This is a genomic window from Streptomyces sp. TLI_053, assembly GCF_900105395.1.
Classification (GTDB): domain Bacteria; phylum Actinomycetota; class Actinomycetes; order Streptomycetales; family Streptomycetaceae; genus Kitasatospora.
Genome location: NZ_LT629775.1, coordinates 7098608 through 7115197 on the forward strand (window position 1 = coordinate 7098608; position 16590 = coordinate 7115197).

Genomic DNA, 16590 nt, shown 5'->3' on the forward strand with positions numbered 1-16590 from the left:
CTGCTCGACTCCGGTGCGGCGCTGGGCAATCCGGCCCTGTTGCCGCTTCTCGGCGGCACCCCGCTGGCCCGGATCACCACCCCGCTGCCGCACCCGCACCCCGGTTTCTGGGCCAAGCTGGAGGGGCTGGGCGCGGGCGGCATGAAGGCCCGGTCGGCCGTCGCGATGCTGCGCGGCGCCCACGCGCGCGGTGAACTCCGCCCCGGTGCCACGGTGGTGGAGTCCACCTCGGGCACCATGGGGGTCGGCCTGGCGTTCGCCGGGCAGGCCCTCGGCCACCCGGTCGTCCTGGTCGGCGACAGCGAACTCGAACCGTCCATGAGGCAGTTGCTCCGTGCGTACGGTGCCCGGCTGGAGCTGGTCGAGCAGCCGGCCCGGCACGGAGGCTGGCAGGCGGCCCGGCTCGCCCGGCTGCGCGCGGTGCTCGACCGGGTGCCCGACGCCTACTGGCCCGACCAGTACAACAACCCCGACAACGCGGCCGGTTACCGGGCGATGGCCCAGGAGATCACGGCCGAGCTCGACCACCTCGACGTGCTGGTGTGCAGTGTCGGCACCGGCGGGCACAGTGCGGGGCTGGCGGAGGCCCTGCGCCGCCGCTGGCCCCGGCTGCGGATCATCGGGGTCGACTCGGTCGGCTCCACCATCTTCGGCCAGCCCGCCCGGCCCCGGTTGATGCGCGGCCTCGGCAGTTCGATCCACCCCCGGAACGTCGCCCACCAGGCCTTCGACGAGGTGCACTGGGTCGGCCCGGCGGAAGCGGTGGACACCTGTCGGCGGCTGGCCCGGGGCGCCTTCGTCAGCGGGGGCTGGTCCACCGGCGCGGTCGCCCTGGTCGCGGCCTGGGCCGCCCGGGTCCATCCGGGCGCCGCCGTCGCCACCGTCTTCCCCGACGGCCCGCACCGCTACCTCGGCACGGTGTACGACGACGCGTTCTGCCGGCGGCACGGACTGGACGCCGAGCGGGCCGCGCCGCGCCCGATCGAGATCCCGCACCCGGCGGCCGTCGAGGTCAGCGGCTGGGCCCGCTGCAACGTCGGCATGACGGCGGCCGCCGCAGCCCCCGCGCCCGCTGCCGCACCGACACCCGCGCCCGCACCGACACCCGGACCCGCGCCCGCGCCCGTCACCGCACCGACACCCGCACCCGCCGTCGTCACCCTCCCGGCCGCCGCCGGACCCGCCCGCACCGAGGAGGAGCGATGAGGCTCGACATCCACACCGTACGGCTCCGCCTGGCCACGCCGTTGCGGATCTCCCGCTCGGTGACCACCGAGCGGGACGCCGTCCGGGTGGCCCTCGGGCACGGTGGGCTGACCGGCCACGGCGAGGTGGTCAGCAGCATCCACCTCGCCCTGCCCACCCACCGGATCCACCACGAACTCGCGCTCCTGCGCCCGGTGCTGGAGCGGAGTCAGGAGCCCGAGCAGGCGCTCGCCGACCTCCGCGCCGGTGCCGCCCCGTTCGCCCCGCTGCCGGCCGGGGTGCTGGCGGCCGTCGAGGCCGCCCTGCTGGACCTGGTCGGCAAGCGGGCCGGCGAACCCGTCCACCGCCTCCTCGGCCGGGCCGAACCGGTCGCCGCCGTCACCGCCCGCACCATCGGCATCGAGCCGCCCGCCCGGGCCGCCGTCCAGGCCGCCCGGCTCGCGGACGCGGGCTTCACGGTGCTCAAGATCAAGGTCGGCGGTGCCGACCCCGGCCTCGATCTGGTCCGGGTCCAGGCCGTGCACGAGGCCGCCCCGGAGGCCCGGCTGCTGCTCGACCCCAACGGCGCCTGGACCCCGGACGAGGCCGTCCGGCTGCTGCCCGCCTTCGCCGCCATCGGGGTAGAGGCCGTCGAGCAGCCGATCGCGCCGGGCGACCCCGACGCGCTCGCCGCCGTCGCCGAGCGCTCACCGGTCCCGGTGATCGCCGACGAGGACGCCGTCGACTACGAGGACGCGTGCCGGCTCGCCGGGCGGGTCCACGGTGTCAACCTCAAGCTCGCCAAGTGCGGAGGCGTCCACCAGGTGCTGCGCATCGCCGAGGCCCTGCGCGGCAGCGGCACCGAACTGATGCTCGGCTGCCTGGTGGCGAGTTCGCTGGGCATCGCGCCCGCCGTCCACCTCGCCGACCGGGCCCGCTGGCTCGACCTCGACGGCCATCTGCTGCTCGCCCACGACCCCTGGCAGGGCATCGGCGGCGCCGACGGCACCGTCCGTACCCCGGACCGGGCCGGTCTCGGTGTGCTGCCCGCTCCCGAACTGCCGCCCTCCGCGCCCGAAGGCCCCGCCGTACCCGGGGCCGCGGTGCCGGCAGCCGCGGTCCCCGCAACTGCAGCCGCAGCCGCGACCGCAGCCCCCGTCCCCGAGACCCCGGCCCCCGCCTCCGACGGCCGCGCCGGACGGCTCGCCGGGGCCCGACCGCCGGCCGGCCGGTGAGAATACTGCGCGCCGTACGGTCCTTCCCGCTCCCCGTGCGGCTGCTGCTGGTCAACCAGCTCGGCGTGAACACCGGCTTCTACCTGCTGATCCCGTACCTGGCCGGGCACCTGGGGCACGACCTGGGCCTGTCCGCGCTCGCCGTCGGCACCGTGCTCGGGCTGCGCAACCTCAGCCAGCAGGGCCTGTTCATCCTCGGCGGATCGGCCGCCGACCGGCTCGGCGCCCGCCGCGTCATCATCGCCGGGTGCGCGCTGCGCAGCGTCGGCTTCGGCCTGTTCGCGCTCGGCGACACCCTCGGTGTGCTGCTCGCCGCCTCCGCGCTCAGCGGTCTGGCCGGCGCGCTGTTCAACCCGGCCGTGCGCACCTACGTGGCCCGCGACGCGGCGGACCGCAAGGCCGAGGCGTTCGCGCTGTTCTCGGTGTTCGCCACCACCGGCGCGCTCGCCGGACCGTTGATCGGCACCGTCCTGCTGCTGGTGGACTTCCGGGCCGCCGCGCTCACCGCGGCGGGCGTCTTCGCGGTCCTCACCGTCGCCCAGGCCTTCGCCCTGCCCGAGCGCGCCGCCGAGCCGGCCCCGCGCGGGGTGCTCGCCGACTGGCGCGAAGTGGCCTCGGACCGGCGCTTCCTGGCCTTCTCCCTGGGCATGGTCGGCCTGTTCGGCATGGAGAGCCAGCTCTACCTGCTGCTGCCCGACGCCGCCCGGCGCGCCACCGGCTGGGAGGGGGCCGTCAGCCTGGTCTTCCTGACCGCCACCCTCGCCAACCTGACCCTGCAACTGCGCATCACCACCCGGCTGCAGCGGCACGGCCCGCCCTCCCGCTGGATCCCGCTCGGCCTCGCCGTCGCCGCGACCGGCTTCCTGCTGCCGCTCGCCGCACCCGGCCTGCCCGGCGTCCTCGGTGGTGTCCTGCTGCTCCAGCTCGGGCTGATGACCGCGCAGCCCTTCGTCCTCGCCCTGATCCCGGCGTTCGGGCGCGACGGCCTCACCGGCACCTACTACGGCCTGTACTACGTGGTCTCCGGCTTCGCCGCCGCACTCGGCAACACCCTGGTCGGCCGGGCCATGGACAGCACCGCCACCGCTCCCTGGCTGCTCTGCGCCGGTCTTGGCCTCGCCTCCGCCACCGCGCTCGCCCGGCTGCACCGCACCGGACGGCTCCCCACCCCCGCCCGCCCCCTCCCCAGCGAGGCCCGATGAACCCCCGCCCGACCCCGCCGCTCCCCGCCGGGACCGACCGGAACCTGCTCACCGACCGCCCGGAACTCTACGAACTCCGCTTCCCGGACCCGGAGTCCACCGCCGCCCGGTGGGCCGAGGCGATGCTGCGCGCCCACGGCGCCGGTCCGGAGGTGCTCGATCTCGGCTGCGGCACCGGACGCGACGCGGGGTGGCTGCACCGCGTCGCCGGGCGCACCGTCACCGGCCTGGACAGCTCCGCGGCGATGATCGCCCATGCCCGCTCCCGTCATCCCGGACCGGTCTACCACGTCGGCGACATGCGGGACTTCGCGCTGCCGGGGCGGTTCGACGCGGTGCTCTGCCTGGACAGCGCACTGCTCTACTGCCACACCAACGAGGACCTCGACGCCCTCTTCGGCCGGCTCCGCCACCACCTGCGCCCCGGTGGCCTGCTGGTCGCCGAGATGCGCAACGGCGCCTTCTTCCTCGGGCGCACCGAACTCCTCGACGCGCCGAGGCTGGACAGCGTCACCCACGACGGGGTCACCCTCACCTCGCGCACCGTGCTGTGGATCGACCACGCGGCCCAGCTCCTGCGCCGCACCCGGAGCTGGGTCGGGGACGACGGCGCGCCGCCGGTCGAGCAGCACTCCGCCTGGCGGCTGCTCTTCCCGCAGGAACTGCGCCACCTGCTCGCCCACCACGGCTTCACCGTCCTCGCGTTGCACGACCGGCCCGGCCCGCGCACCGAACCGCCGTGGACGGACGGCGGACCGCCCGCCCCCGCTCCCGACAGCGCCCCCACCCCCGACAGCGCCCCCACTCCCGGCACCGCCGACACTCCCGGCACCGCCGACGGCGACCGGATGCACCTGGTCGCCCGGTTCGAACCCCCGGCCAGAAAGGGAAGTTGACCCCCGATGCCCCGCCCACTCGCCCGCCGTACCCTGCTCACCGCCGCCTCCGCCTCCGGTGCGGCGCTCGCCCTGGCCGCCTGCTCCGCCCCGGGCGGCACGGCCGCCGCCGACCGCGCGCCGGCCGCCGCCATACCCAGACCCGGCGGCCGGTTGCGCGCCCTGTTCGCCGGCGGAGGCGCCGACGAGACCCTCGACCCGCACCGGGTCAACCTGTTCGCCGACGCGGCCCGGGCCAAGGCGCTCCACGACAAGCTCGCCGACTTCGGCCCCGACCTCGCCGCCGTCCCCCGGCTCGCCGCCGGCTGGGAGCCGGGCCCGGGCCTCGACGTCTGGACCGTCCGGCTGCGTGAGGCGTCCTTCCACGACGGCCGCCCGGTCACCGCCGCCGACGTCCTGTACAGCTACCGCCGAATAGCCGACCCCAAGCGGGCGTTCCGGGCCCGGGCCTCGCTCGAACCGATCGACCTCGCCGCGAGCCGGGCCGCCGACCCGCGCACCGTGGAGTTCCGGCTGAACCGGCCGTGCGCCGAATTCCCCAATGTCCTGGCCGCGTTCGGCGCCTACATCGTCCCGGAGGGCGCCGAGGACTTCCGGGCACCGGTGGGCTCCGGGCCGTTCTCCTTCGTCTCCTTCGAGCCCGGCCGGTCCCTGCTGCTCCGGCGCTTCGACGGGCACTGGGACGGTGCGCCGCACGTCGACGAGCTGGAGATCCTCGCCGCGGCCGAGGAGTCCGCCCGCGCCAACGCGCTGCTGGCCGGACAGGCCGAGTACGCCCACGAGTTGGCGCCGGTCACCGCCCGCGCCCAGGCCTCCGGCGGGCGGATCGGCATCGTCCGGCTGCGCAACAGTGCCATGCAGGGCTTCGTCATGAAGACCGACCGGCCGCCCTTCGACGACCCCCGGGTCCGGCAGGCGTTCTTCCACCTGGTCGACCGGCAGGAGCTGGTCGACGGCGCGCTCTCCGGTGCCGGGGAGATCGGCAACGATCTGTTCGGCAAGGGCAGTCAGTACTACCCGGCCGGCCTTCCGCAGCGCACCCGGGACCTCGACCGGGCCCGCGCGCTGCTGCGCGAGGCCGGTGCCGAGGGGCTGCGGGTCACCCTCGACACCTCACCGGTCGCGGCCGGACTGGTCGAGGCGGCGGGCATCCTCAAGGACCAGGCCGCGCGGGCCGGAATCACGATCGAGGTGCGGGTGGGCAGCAAGGACACCTACTGGAAGGACATCCTGGACGGCGGAGTGCTCGCCTCCTTCCGCTCCGGCGCGATGCCGATCGAGTCCCACATCTCGCAGCGGCTGCTCTCCAGCTCCACCACCAACGCCACCCACTGGCGCCGCCCCGACTTCGACGACCTCTACACCCAGGCGCAGTCCACGGCCGACCCGGCGGCCCGCACCGCCCTCTACGAGCGGATGCAGCGCCGGCTGTTCGACGAGGGCGGACTGCTGGTGTGGGGCTTCGCCGACTGGATCGTCGGCCACTCCCCGCGGCTGCGCGGCGTGGCCGCGGACGCCCCGGCCAACACCCTCGACTGGGCCAGGTTCGACAAGGTCTGGCTGGCGTGACGGCGACGCCGCGCGGCTGGGTGCGGCGCCGGTTGCTGCTCGGCGCCGGGCAGATCGCGGCCGTCCCGATCCTGGTCTTCGCCCTCACCGAGGCGCTCCCCGGCGACGCCGCCGTGGTCGCCGCCGGGGACGACCCCGACCCGGCGCGGATCGCCGCGCTGCGGGCCGCGCTGCGGCTGGACCGCCCGGCGGTGGAGCGCTTCGCCGACTGGGCGGGCGAGTTGACGCACGGCGATCTGGGCCGCTCCCTGGTCGGCGGCCGCCCGGTCGCCGACCAGCTCACCGCTGCCCTCGCCCCGACCCTGCTGCTGGCCGGGCTCACCCTGGCCCTGCTCGTCCCGGCGGCGGTCGGCCTCGGGCTGCTCGCCGCCCGGCGGGAGGGCGGTCCGCTGGACCGCGCCGTCAGCACGGTCACCCTCGGGGTGTACGCGGTACCGGAGTTCGCCCTCGGCGTGCTGCTGACGGCGGTGTTCGCGCTGCGGCTGGGCTGGCTCCCGCCGACCGCCGTCGGCGGGATCGGAGGCCGGCCCGCCGTTCTGGTCCTGCCGGTCGTCGTGCTGCTGGCCCGCCCGGTCTGCTCGACCGCGCGGCTGGTCCGGGCCGGACTGCTCGACGCCATGGCGGCCCCGTACGCCGTGCACGCGCTGCGCTGCGGCGTCCCGGTGAACCGGGTCCGGCTCGGCCACGCGCTGCCCAACGCCCTCGCCCCGGTGGTCCAGCACCTCGCCCGGACCGCCGAGTGGCTGCTCTGCGGGGTGATCGTGGCGGAGGCCCTGTTCGTGGTCCCCGGGCTCGGCACCGTGCTGCTGGACGCCGTCGCTGCCCGCGACGTGCCGGTGGTCCAGGGCCTGGCGGTGCTGTTCGGCGCCGTGACCGTGCTGCTGAACCTCGCCGCCGACCTCGCCGCCCGCCGCCTCGCCCCCCGAACGGAAGTCGCCGTATGACCGCCCCGCCCCGTGCCGCCCCGCCCCGTGCCGCCCCGCCCCGTGCTGTTCCGCCCCGTGCTGTTCCGTCCGCCGTCGACCGCCGCGCCGGCCGTCCTCGCGAGAGCCGTCCTGACGTCGGCCACCGGCCCGAGGGCGGCCGGCCCGCCGGTCACCCCACCGCCCGCCGCTGCGACTGCGGCGTCTGCCGGGCCCTGGCCCGGCGCTGCCGGTGGCTGGTCCACCGGGTCGGCGGCTCCGTCGCCGGGCGCCGCCGGGCCAGGGCCTCGGTGGCACCGTGAGGCGCTACGCGCTCGGGCTCGCGCTGGTCGCGGTGCCGCTGCTGCTGGCCCTCGGCGGGCCGCTGCTGGCGGGCGGGCCGGAGCCGCGCGGGGTGTCCTTCACGACCGGCGGCGGCCACTGGCTGGGCACCGACTTCGCGGGTCGCGACGTCCTGCGCCAAGTCCTGCTCGGGGGGCGCCCGGTGGTGCTGGTGGCGGTCACCGCGACCGTCCTCGGGTACGCGCTGGCGCTGCCGCTCGCGCTGGCCGCCGCGCTGGCCGGGCGGTCCTGGGTCGAGGAGCTGCTGCTGCGTCCCCTGGACGTGCTGCTCGCCGTACCGACCCTGCTCCTGGTCCTGCTGGTGGCCACCGCCGCGGAGCCGGGACCGGCCGGGCTGGCCGTCCTGGTCGGGGTGACGGCGGTGCCGGACATCGCCCGGGTCGCGCACGCGGCGGCCGTGGCGGCGGCCTCCCGCCCGGTGGTCGAGGCGCTGCGGCTGCACGGCGAGTCCTGGTGGCGGATCGCCTTCGGGCAGGTCGCCAGGACGATCCGGCGCACCCTGGCCGCCGACGCGGGCACCCGGCTGGTGGGCGCCCTGTATCTGGTGGCGACGGCGGCCTTCCTCGGCGTCGGGGTGGGGCCCGACACCGCCGACTGGGCGGTGATGGTGGACCGCAACCGGGCGGGGCTGTTCCTGCAGCCCTGGGCGGTGGTGGTCCCGGCGCTGCTGGTGGCCGGCCTGTCGACCGGCACCAATCTGCTGTTCGACGCGGCCCTGGCCCCGTCGGGCCGACGCGCTCGGGGAGCGGACCGGCGCACTCCGGGAGCCGTGACGGGAGCCGCGACGTGAGCCGCGACGCGAGCGGGCCCGTGCTGGCCGCCGTGGAGGGCCTGCGGGTGCGGGTCGGCGCCCGGGTCCTGGTGGACGGAGTGTCCCTGCGGGTGCGCGCGGGCCGGGTGACGGCCCTGGTGGGACCGTCCGGCAGCGGCAAGACGACGACCGCGCTCGCCCTGCTGGGCGCCCGTCCCGACGGTGCCCGGGTGTCCGGCACGATCTCCGTCGCCGGGGCGGGCGGCGTCCCGGTCGGCCATGTGCCGCAGCACCCCGCTACGGTGCTCAACCCGGCCCGTCGGGTGGGCGTCCTGCTGCGCGACCTCGCCAGGGTGCACGGCGGCGGCCCGGAGGCCGTTCGCCGCGCCCTCCGCGATGCCGAACTGTCGGAGGTGGAGAGCCTGTTGCGCCGCTACCCGCACCAGCTCTCCGGCGGCCAGCAGCAACGCCTGGTGCTCGCACAGGCGTTGCTCACCGGAGCGCGGGTGATCGTCGCCGACGAACCCACCACCGGCCAGGACCCGGCCACCGCGCACCGGCTGGCCGCCCTGTTCGGCCGGCTCGCCGCGCGCGGCACCGGGCTGCTGCTGCTCACCCACGACCTCGCCCTGGTCCGGGCGTCGGCCGACGAGGTGGTGCTGCTGGCCGACGGTCGCGCGGTGCGGACGGGCCCACCCGACGAGGTCCTGCCCGCGCCTGCCCGACCGGAGCCGTCTGCCCGACCGGAGCCGCTCGTCCGCGCGGAGCCGCCGCTCGCCCACCCGGTGCCGGCTGCCCGCCGGGAGCTGTCGCCGGTCCGGCTCGAGGCGAGGGGCCTCACCGCCCGCCACCCGGGCGGCGCCGTGGTGCTGCGCGAGGTCGGGCTGAGCCTGCGGGCGGGGGAGTGCCTCGCCCTCACCGGTCCCACGGGCAGCGGCAAGACCACCCTGGGCCGCTGCCTGGCGGGGCTGCACCCGCGCCACGAGGGCACCGTCCTGCTGGACGGCGAGCCGCTGCCGAGCAGCGTCCGGCGGCGCGGACCGCGACGGCTGGCGGCCGTGCAGTACGTCTTCCAGGACGCCCGGTCGGCCTTCGCGGACCACCGCCCGGTGCTGGACCAGGTCGCCCGGGCGGCGGTCCGGCTGCGCGGCCGCACCCCGGCGGCCGCCGCGGCGGAGTCCGCCGACCTGCTCGCCGACCTCGGCCTCGACCCGGCGAAGGCCGCCCGGCCGCCCGGCGGGCTCTCCGGCGGCGAGCTCCAGCGGGCGGCGCTGGCAAGGTCGTTGATCGTCGGCCCGGCGGTCCTGGTGTGCGACGAGATCACCGCGGGACTGGACGCGGACACCCGGGCCTCGATCCTGGCGCACCTCGCCGACCGCCGGGACCGGGCGGGCCTGGCGCTGCTGTTCGTCTCCCACGATCCGGCGGCCGTCGCAGCCCTGGCCGACCGGGTGGTCACGCTGGCCGACGGCCGGCTGCACCCCGCCTCGGCGGCTCACCCGTTCGGGCGACAGGACGCCGCCCCGCCCGGGTAGCACCGCCGGTCGTCCTCCGGACCGGCACGGGCCCGCCGCCGCCGCGCCGCGGTGGCCGCCCGGCGGGGACGCCCCGGTCGTCGCGCGGTGCGGCCGGGGGCGCACCCAGGCCGGGCGCGCGCTCCCGCTCCCGGCCCTCCCGCCACCCTCACCAACGCCCCACCGGGCCCACACCCGCCCCCCGCGCGCTGATGCGGCACGAATTGTCGGACACGTCCTAGGCTGAACCCGCCCGGACGGCCGGACGGCCGTGGGAGTCGGGAGGGGCCCGGCGGCCGGGATCTCGGAGGTGGTGCGCGATGGGCAGCGATGCGACGACGGCCGAGGTGCGCTGCGTGGCGGCCGTCCCGTGCTGGGTGAGCCTGATGGCCCGCGACCTCGACACCGTCCGGGCCTTCTACGGGCCCTTGCTGGGCTGGGAGTTCGAGCCGGGACCGGACCGCTTCGGCCCGTACGAGCACGCGGTGGTCGGCGGCGAGGCGGTGGCCGGGGTCGGGGTGGCGGGCGGCGGGTGGGACATGCCGGTCGCCTGGACCAGTTACTTCGGTACCGAGAGCGCCGACGCGGCCGCCGACGCGGTGCGCGAGCGCGGGGCGACCCTCGCGGTCGGTCCGCTGTCCTTCGACGGCGACCGGCTGGCGTTGGCGGCCGACCCGGCGGGTGCGGTGTTCGGGATCTGGGAGGGCCCGCCCGGCCGGGCGCGGCGGCTGGACCTGCTGGGCGCGCCGGTCTGGATCGAGCTGCGCACCCCGGACCCGTTCGCGGCGGCGCTGTTCTACGGCGAGGTGTTCCGCTGGGACGGCCGCGACCCGGAGCGGTTCGAGGTCCGCTGGGAGCACGACCGGGTGGTGCTGCGGGCGGAGGGACACAGTGTCGCCGCGCTGGCCCGGGAGCAGGCGGGCGGGCCGACGGGGCTGACCCCGCACTGGGAGGTCTCCTTCTCCGTGCCTGACACCGACGAGGCGCTGGTCCGGGCGGAGCGGCTCGGCGGCAGCGTGCTCGGCCCGGCCTTCGACTCGCCGTACGGGCGGGTGGCCCGGCTGCGGGACCCGGAGGGCGGCCGCTTCGCGGTGATCAGCGCCAAGCCCTGAACCGCGCCTCCGCCTCCCCGCGCCGCCTCCCCGCGCTCGACCGCGCCTCCGCTCTCGCCCGAACCCTCGCCCGGACCCGCCCCGTCCTACGGCCCGGCCCCGGCGATCTCCGCCCGCTCGGCCCGCAGCCGTTCGCCGAGCGCGGCCCGCTCGGCGGCCGGCAGGGCCTTGCGGGCAGCGGTGAAGAGCTGTTTCTCCTCGGTCGCCAGGTGCCGCCGCAGCACCTCGGTGAGCCCGCTCAGCAGGATGCCCAGCGCCGGGTCGCCGGAGGGCAGGGCCTGGAGGTCGGCGAGGTACTGGCCGATCGCGAGGTGGTCGTGGATGCACCGGAACACCACCGCGCCACCGTCCGGCACATCGTGCTGGACGAGCGGGAAGAGGTGTTCCTCCTCGGCCGCGCAGTGGCTGAGCAGCAGGTCGGTGAGCTGGTCCAGCAATGCTCCCGGCGCCCGGTCCTCGGCCAGGCCGGCCTCGATCCGTACGAGCAGATCCTCCACCGCGCGGTGCTCCGCGGTGAACTCACCCAGGATGTCCGGCCTGCGGCTCATGGCGCGCCCGCCTCTTCTCCGTCGACGTCCGGTGCGCCCCCCGACATCTCCAGTATCCGGCGTGGCCCGGGCGAGCGGGGTGTCCACCGGACCTGGCGGCGGACGGCGCCCGGTCCGCCGCGGGTTCGACGGGCGCCGTGCCGCCGTGCGTTCAGGGGCGGTCCCGCCGCCCGGCGAGGGCCAGCAGCCGGGTCTGCGGCCCGGCGTCCGGGGCCACCGGGAGCGGCGGGTCGAACAGTCCGCTGCCGGAGAGGTCCCCGTAGCCGGCGAACTCGGCGAGCGCGAAGTCGACCAGGTCCTCCGGGAGCCGGGTGTCCCGGCCGATGCCCTCGGCGAGGTCCCAGCTGTGGACGACGGCGTCGGTGGTGAGCTGGTCCAGGTAGTACTGGCCGGGGACGTCGCCGAAGGAGAGGTGCACGGTGAGCTCGGTGGCGCCGGGGACGGCGAAGGCCTCGCGGGCGGCTTCGGCGGCGGCCGTCCAGGCGGCGACCGGGTCGTCACCGAGGACGTCGCCGTCGAAGCGGCCGCCGACCTCGGAGATCGTCGCGCCCATCAGCAGCTCGGGCACCCAGAGCTGCTCGCCGGTGAGGTGGTTGACCAGATCGCGGACACTCCAGTCGGTGCAGGGGGTGGGCGCGTCCCACTGGCCGGGGGTGACCAGCCGGATCCGTTCGGTGAAGGCTGCGAGGGCCTCGGCGTGCGGGGTGCCCCGGTCGGCCGGCCGTCGGTGTTCCTTGCGATGTGCCATGTCCTGAGCGTGCCCCGCCACGCGCGTCCGTACGCCGGTCTACACCACTTGTGACCCGGTCACGCCAATATCTTCGGTTCGTTCGGTTGTTCAAATTCAAACTTCCAGGTACGGTCGACACACCCCAGCTGGTTCGAATTTGAACAAACAGATTCGGCCGGTATCGACGAACCCCCCTTTCTGATGGAGACGCGCATGCCGAGCAGCAGCCCGAGCACGACCGCCGCCACCACCCCCCTTGCCGCAGCCGGGTCGGACCCCGGCTCGGCGATCACCTCCCCGCACGCCTACGACGTCGGCCTCCTGCTGCTGCGGGTGGCACTCGGCCTGACCATGGCCGCGCACGGCAGCCAGAAGCTGTTCGGCTGGTTCGGCGGCGGCGGCATCGACGGCACCGGAAAGTTCTTCGAGGCGAAGGGCTACCCGGCGGCGAAGTTCATGGCCGTCGTGGCCGGCCTCACCGAGGCCGGCGGCGGACTGGCGCTGGCCGTCGGCCTGCTGACCCCGCTGGCCGCCGCCGCGATCCTCGGCACCATGCTCAACGCCCTGGCCGTCACCTGGAGCAGCACCTTCTTCGCCGCCAAGGGCGGCAGCGAGTACGAACTCCTGCTGATCGCGGCCGCGGCGGCGCTCGCCCTGACCGGGCCCGGCCGCTACGCCGCGGACCGCTACCTGCCGGTGGTGCGCGCGCACCGGCTGAGCTACGGCGCGGCCGCCGTGGTGCTCGCCCTGGTCACCGCGGGCGCCGTGCTCCTGGCCCGCAACTGACCCGGGGCGCAACCGGCTCGGGGCGCAACTGACCCTGGGTACAACTGCTCCGGAGCACACGGCCGTTGAGGTCGTGATCCCCCGCGAAGGCCGCCGGTCCACCGACCGGCGGCCTTCGCCGTTCCGTGGTCGAGCGGTGAATTTCCCGTGCGGGCGGGGCAGTTGCCGGAGATTCTCCGTCCCGAGGCTTCCCCGGCCTTGTGATGTATGCCATTGTACATGTCACACTCCCCAACGGTGTTCGGCGCCACCGCCCCAACGGTGCGCCACAACGGCCCTCATCACCCCCACTGGTCGCACCCCCAGGCGACCGACGAAGGCCCGGAGGCCCCCACGTGAGAACCGCACGCCCTTTAACGCAAATGCCGCACGTAGCAAAGCTCCTGACGCTGATCCTGGCGCTGTTCGTGACGGTCGGCCTGTTCGCCCCGCGCGCCCAGGCGGCCACCGACCGGACCCGTCCGGACTTCGGCGGCGGCTCTCCCGCCGCCACCTCGGCCGGCCCGGCCGGGCTCGCCCCGAGGCCCGCCGTCGGTGACACCCCCGACACGGGCGGCAAGAACCGGCCGGTCCCGGCCCGGGACCGCGCCCCGTTCTCGACCGCCTCGCCGGACCGCTCCGACAGCCCGTCGGCGGCCCACCGGCAGGCGGAGATCGTCAAGACCTTCGGCGCGGCCGCTCCCAAGGCCCTCGCCGAACAGCCCTGCAACATCCCGGACTTCACCGGTCGCACCGGCAGCGCCCTGGTCCAGGCGGTCAAGGCCGCCGACCTCGGCTGCATCAACAGCCTGTTCAACCTGGTCGGCACCGACGCGCGCGGCGCCTTCCGCGAGGCCCAGATGGTCTCGGTGGCCGACGCCCTGCGCGCCAACGCCGCCGCCTACCCGGGCGACAACTCCACCTCCACCGGCCAGTTGGTGCTCTTCCTGCGGGCCGGGTACTTCGTGCAGTGGTACCACGCCTCCGACGTCGGCACCTACGGCACCGCCCTGCAGACCTCGATCCGCGGCGCGCTGGACGCCTTCTTCAACAGCGCGCACTCCCGCGACGTCACCTCCGCCAACGCCGGCACCCTCGGCGAGGCGATCACCCTGATCGACAGCGCGCAGGAGAACGTCCGCTACCTCCCCGTGGTGAAGCGGCTGCTGGGCGCCTACGACGCCGCCACCCACAACCCGGCCAACATGGGCAACGCGCTGAACAGCGTGTTCACCGTGCTGTGGCGCGGCCACCAGACCACCGGTTTCGTCGACGCGGTGGCGGCCGACCCGAGCGTGCTCGACGCGCTGTACTCCTTCGCGGCCGCCAACAGTGGTCTGCTCGGCGGCGACTACACCTTCCTGGTCTACAACGCCACCCGCGAGCTGGGCCGGTTCGTCCAGTACCCGGTGCTCCAGGCCAAGGTGCGCCCGCTGCTGAAGGGGCTGGCCGACCGCTCCTCGCCCAGCGGCACCACCGCCTACCAGTGGGCCGCCGTCGCCGAGATGACCGACGCCTACGACAACGGCAACTGCTCGTACTACGGCACCTGCGACTCCGCGGCCCGACTCAAGTCGGCCGTCCTGAAGGTGAGTTACACCTGCAGCTCGAGCATCCGGATCCTGGCCCAGGCGCTGGACCCGACTCAGCTGGCGACCGCCTGCACCAGTCTGACCGGCCAGGACGCGTACTTCCACGGCGTGGTCAAGGACAACGGTCCGGTCGCGGACGACCGGAACACCACCATCGAGGTCGTGGTCTTCCACAGCTCCTTCGACTACGGGGTGTTCGCCGCCTCCATCTACGGCATCAACACCGACAACGGCGGCATGTACCTGGAGGGCAAGCCGAACGAGGTCGGCAACCAGCCGCGCTTCCTGGCCTACGAGGCCGAGTGGGCGCGCCCGGACTTCCAGGTCTGGAACCTCAACCACGAGTACACCCACTACCTCGACGGCCGGTACGACATGTACGGCGACTTCGACGCCGGCGTGACGACCCCGACCATCTGGTGGATCGAGGGCTTCGCGGAGTACATCTCCTACTCGTACCGCAAGGTGAACTACGACGCGGCGATCTCCGCCGCCGGCCTGCACACCTACAAGCTCTCCACGCTGTTCGACACCACCTACGAGAACACCGACACGGAGCGCACCTACCGCTGGGGCTACCTCGCGGTGCGCTACATGCTGGAGCAGCACCGGGCCGACGTGGACACCGTGCTCGGCAAGTACCGCGCCGGTGACTGGAACGGCGCCCGCACCGTGCTCAAGACCACCATCGGTACCCGCTACGACGCCGACTTCGACGCCTGGCTGACCCGCTGCGCGGCCGGTGCCTGCTCCGGCAGCACCAACCCGCCCGGCAACCAGCCGCCCACCGCGGCCTTCACCACCGCGATCGGCGAGCTGGCGGTCACCTTCGTCAACCGCTCCACCGACCCGGACGGCAAGATCGCCGCCTACGCCTGGGACTTCGGCGACGGCACCAGCGCCACCACCGCCAATCCGACCAAGTGGTACACCAAGGCCGGTACCTACACCGTCACCCTCACCGTGACCGACGACAAGGGCGCCACCGCGAGCGCCCGGCAGAACGTCACCGTGGCGGGCCTGCCGGAGTGCTCCGGCGCCGACCCGCGCCAGCTGGACAAGAACTGCCGCCGCAGCAACCTCTCGGCGGGCACCGGCAACTACGCCCACTTCTACCTGTACCTCCCGGCCGGGGTGAAGCAGCTCAAGCTCACCAGTACGGGCGGCACTGGCAACGCCGACCTCTACTACAACGCCACCAGCTGGGCGTACACCAACTCGTACACCGCCAAGTCCACCAACGCGAGCAACAACACCGAGACCCTGACCATCGCCAACCCGCCGGCCGGCTACGTCTACGTGAGCCTCTACGGCCAGCAGGCCTTCTCCGGCGCGAACATCAAGGCCGAGTACTGAGGCCGGAGTTCTGATCCCGGATGCATCCGGCAGTACCCGGAGGCCCCCGGCGGCGCGCGAACGGCGCGCCGCCGGGGGCCTCCCCGCGTCCCGCCCCGGAGCGGACGCACCGGTATTGCACCGACCGGTCCAAAAAGGTTAACGTGCTGCCATGGCGAGACCGCGCACCTTCGACGAGGGCCGCGCGCTCGACGCGGCGATGCACGCGTTCTGGGCGAACGGCTACGAGGCCACCTCCACGCAGGACCTCTGCGAGGCGACCGGTCTCGGGCGGAGCAGCATCTACAACACGTTCAGCAGCAAGCACGACCTGTTCAAGCGGTCGCTGGCCCGCTACATCGAGGTGATGACCGTCCCGCAGATCGAGCTGCTGGAGGATCCGGGGCTGCCGCCGCTGGAGCGGATCCGGGTCCTGCTCGCGCGGATCGTGGAGGGGGAGTTCGAGCACCGTCCGGAGGGTCGCAGCATCGGCTGTCTGACCGTGAACACCGTGGTGGAGCTGGCCGGACGCGACCCGGAGGCGGACGCGATGCTGGTCCGCGACCAGGAGGTGCGGCTCGCCGCGCTGCGGGCCGCGATCGCCGCCGGGCAACTGGCGGGCGGGATCGCCGGCCGGCGGGCGCCGGAGGAGCTGGCCCGCTTCGTCAACGCGGTGATCGGCGGGATGCGGGTCGCCGCCAAGGGCGGGGCCGACCGGGCCGCCGTCGAGGCCGTGGCCGCCACCGCCCTGGACGCCCTCACCCCCTGACCCGCCCTGCGCGACCCGAGTGACCCGCGCGGTCTGAGCGACCCGCCCCGGGAGCGCGTTCGCGTGCCCCGGCGTGCCCACGTCCGCCCTCATTCTGTACCGATCCATCCAAAATCAACGGG

Annotated in this window: 15 protein-coding genes; 13 read left to right on the forward strand and 2 right to left on the reverse strand. The window is 75.1% G+C overall.

Annotation, left to right across the window (positions count from 1 at the left end):
- The 10 genes from BLU95_RS29670 to BLU95_RS29710 all read left to right on the forward strand — a co-directional run bounded on the left by BLU95_RS29670 (position 1) and on the right by BLU95_RS29710 (position 10729).
- Positions 1-1206: a pyridoxal-phosphate dependent enzyme gene (locus BLU95_RS29670; protein ID WP_107452690.1), complete on the forward strand. Its 1206-nt coding sequence runs from the start codon at positions 1-3 to the stop codon at positions 1204-1206.
- Positions 1203-2420: a dipeptide epimerase gene (locus BLU95_RS29675; protein WP_093862680.1), complete on the forward strand. Its 1218-nt coding sequence runs from the start codon at positions 1203-1205 to the stop codon at positions 2418-2420. The genes BLU95_RS29670 and BLU95_RS29675 overlap by 4 nt, the downstream gene beginning before the upstream one ends.
- Positions 2417-3622 carry an MFS transporter gene (locus BLU95_RS29680; protein ID WP_093862681.1) on the forward strand — a complete coding sequence of 402 codons (1206 nt, stop codon included), beginning with the start codon at positions 2417-2419 and terminating at the stop codon, positions 3620-3622. The genes BLU95_RS29675 and BLU95_RS29680 overlap by 4 nt, the downstream gene beginning before the upstream one ends.
- The gene (locus BLU95_RS29685; RefSeq protein ID WP_093862682.1) at positions 3619-4518 is read left to right on the forward strand and encodes a class I SAM-dependent methyltransferase; all 900 of its coding nucleotides are present in this window, start codon (positions 3619-3621) and stop codon (positions 4516-4518) included. Before BLU95_RS29680 ends, BLU95_RS29685 begins: the two co-directional genes overlap by 4 nt.
- Before the next feature lie 6 nt (positions 4519-4524).
- Positions 4525-6087, forward strand: a complete 1563-nt coding sequence (locus tag BLU95_RS29690; protein ID WP_093862683.1) for an ABC transporter substrate-binding protein — start codon at positions 4525-4527, stop codon at positions 6085-6087.
- Positions 6075-7031, forward strand: a complete 957-nt coding sequence (locus BLU95_RS29695) for an ABC transporter permease (RefSeq protein WP_173862302.1) — start codon at positions 6075-6077, stop codon at positions 7029-7031. Before BLU95_RS29690 ends, BLU95_RS29695 begins: the two co-directional genes overlap by 13 nt.
- A complete protein-coding gene (locus BLU95_RS42525) occupies positions 7028-7312 on the forward strand; it encodes a hypothetical protein (protein ID WP_159425039.1) in 285 nt (94 codons plus the stop codon). Before BLU95_RS29695 ends, BLU95_RS42525 begins: the two co-directional genes overlap by 4 nt.
- Positions 7309-8142 (forward strand): ABC transporter permease subunit, encoded by an 834-nt coding sequence (locus tag BLU95_RS29700; RefSeq protein WP_093862684.1) that lies wholly within the window; start codon positions 7309-7311, stop codon positions 8140-8142. Before BLU95_RS42525 ends, BLU95_RS29700 begins: the two co-directional genes overlap by 4 nt.
- Positions 8139-9638 (forward strand): ABC transporter ATP-binding protein, encoded by a 1500-nt coding sequence (locus BLU95_RS29705; protein WP_231977862.1) that lies wholly within the window; start codon positions 8139-8141, stop codon positions 9636-9638. Before BLU95_RS29700 ends, BLU95_RS29705 begins: the two co-directional genes overlap by 4 nt.
- A gap of 299 nt (positions 9639-9937) precedes the next feature.
- Positions 9938-10729 (forward strand): VOC family protein, encoded by a 792-nt coding sequence (locus tag BLU95_RS29710; protein WP_093862685.1) that lies wholly within the window; start codon positions 9938-9940, stop codon positions 10727-10729.
- An 86-nt stretch (positions 10730-10815) separates the two neighbouring features.
- Here BLU95_RS29710 and BLU95_RS29715 read toward each other — a convergent pair whose 3' ends face one another.
- Both BLU95_RS29715 and BLU95_RS29720 read right to left on the reverse strand, forming a co-directional pair.
- The gene (locus BLU95_RS29715) at positions 10816-11277 is read right to left on the reverse strand and encodes a hemerythrin domain-containing protein (protein ID WP_093862686.1); all 462 of its coding nucleotides are present in this window, start codon (positions 11275-11277) and stop codon (positions 10816-10818) included.
- A 151-nt stretch (positions 11278-11428) separates the two neighbouring features.
- The gene (locus BLU95_RS29720) at positions 11429-12025 is read right to left on the reverse strand and encodes a TIGR03086 family metal-binding protein (RefSeq protein ID WP_093862687.1); all 597 of its coding nucleotides are present in this window, start codon (positions 12023-12025) and stop codon (positions 11429-11431) included.
- 195 nt (positions 12026-12220) lie between these two features.
- On the opposite strand from BLU95_RS29720, the gene BLU95_RS29725 reads away from it, so the two are divergent.
- The 3 genes from BLU95_RS29725 to BLU95_RS29735 all read left to right on the forward strand — a co-directional run bounded on the left by BLU95_RS29725 (position 12221) and on the right by BLU95_RS29735 (position 16468).
- Entirely contained in the window at positions 12221-12793 is a 573-nt protein-coding gene (locus BLU95_RS29725; protein WP_093862688.1) for a DoxX family protein, read from the forward strand.
- A gap of 362 nt (positions 12794-13155) precedes the next feature.
- Positions 13156-15720 (forward strand): collagenase, encoded by a 2565-nt coding sequence (locus tag BLU95_RS29730; protein ID WP_093862689.1) that lies wholly within the window; start codon positions 13156-13158, stop codon positions 15718-15720.
- 151 nt (positions 15721-15871) lie between these two features.
- The gene (locus tag BLU95_RS29735) at positions 15872-16468 is read left to right on the forward strand and encodes a TetR/AcrR family transcriptional regulator (RefSeq protein WP_093862690.1); all 597 of its coding nucleotides are present in this window, start codon (positions 15872-15874) and stop codon (positions 16466-16468) included.
- Positions 16469-16590: the final 122 nt, after the last annotated feature.

Excerpts from the sequence above, each read along its gene's own strand:
- BLU95_RS29735 (WP_093862690.1), top strand. The coding sequence starts at position 15,872 with ATGGCGAGACCGCGCACCTTCGACGAGGGCCGCGCGCTCGACGCGGCG.
- BLU95_RS29725 (WP_093862688.1), top strand. The coding sequence starts at position 12,221 with ATGCCGAGCAGCAGCCCGAGCACGACCGCCGCCACCACCCCCCTTGCC.
- BLU95_RS29710 (WP_093862685.1), top strand. The coding sequence starts at position 9,938 with ATGGGCAGCGATGCGACGACGGCCGAGGTGCGCTGCGTGGCGGCCGTC.
- BLU95_RS29685 (WP_093862682.1), top strand. The coding sequence starts at position 3,619 with ATGAACCCCCGCCCGACCCCGCCGCTCCCCGCCGGGACCGACCGGAAC.
- BLU95_RS29715 (WP_093862686.1), bottom strand. The coding sequence starts at position 11,277 with ATGAGCCGCAGGCCGGACATCCTGGGTGAGTTCACCGCGGAGCACCGC.
- BLU95_RS29720 (WP_093862687.1), bottom strand. The coding sequence starts at position 12,025 with ATGGCACATCGCAAGGAACACCGACGGCCGGCCGACCGGGGCACCCCG.
- BLU95_RS29675 (WP_093862680.1), top strand. The coding sequence starts at position 1,203 with ATGAGGCTCGACATCCACACCGTACGGCTCCGCCTGGCCACGCCGTTG.
- BLU95_RS42525 (WP_159425039.1), top strand. The coding sequence starts at position 7,028 with ATGACCGCCCCGCCCCGTGCCGCCCCGCCCCGTGCCGCCCCGCCCCGT.
- BLU95_RS29730 (WP_093862689.1), top strand. The coding sequence starts at position 13,156 with ATGCCGCACGTAGCAAAGCTCCTGACGCTGATCCTGGCGCTGTTCGTG.
- BLU95_RS29690 (WP_093862683.1), top strand. The coding sequence starts at position 4,525 with ATGCCCCGCCCACTCGCCCGCCGTACCCTGCTCACCGCCGCCTCCGCC.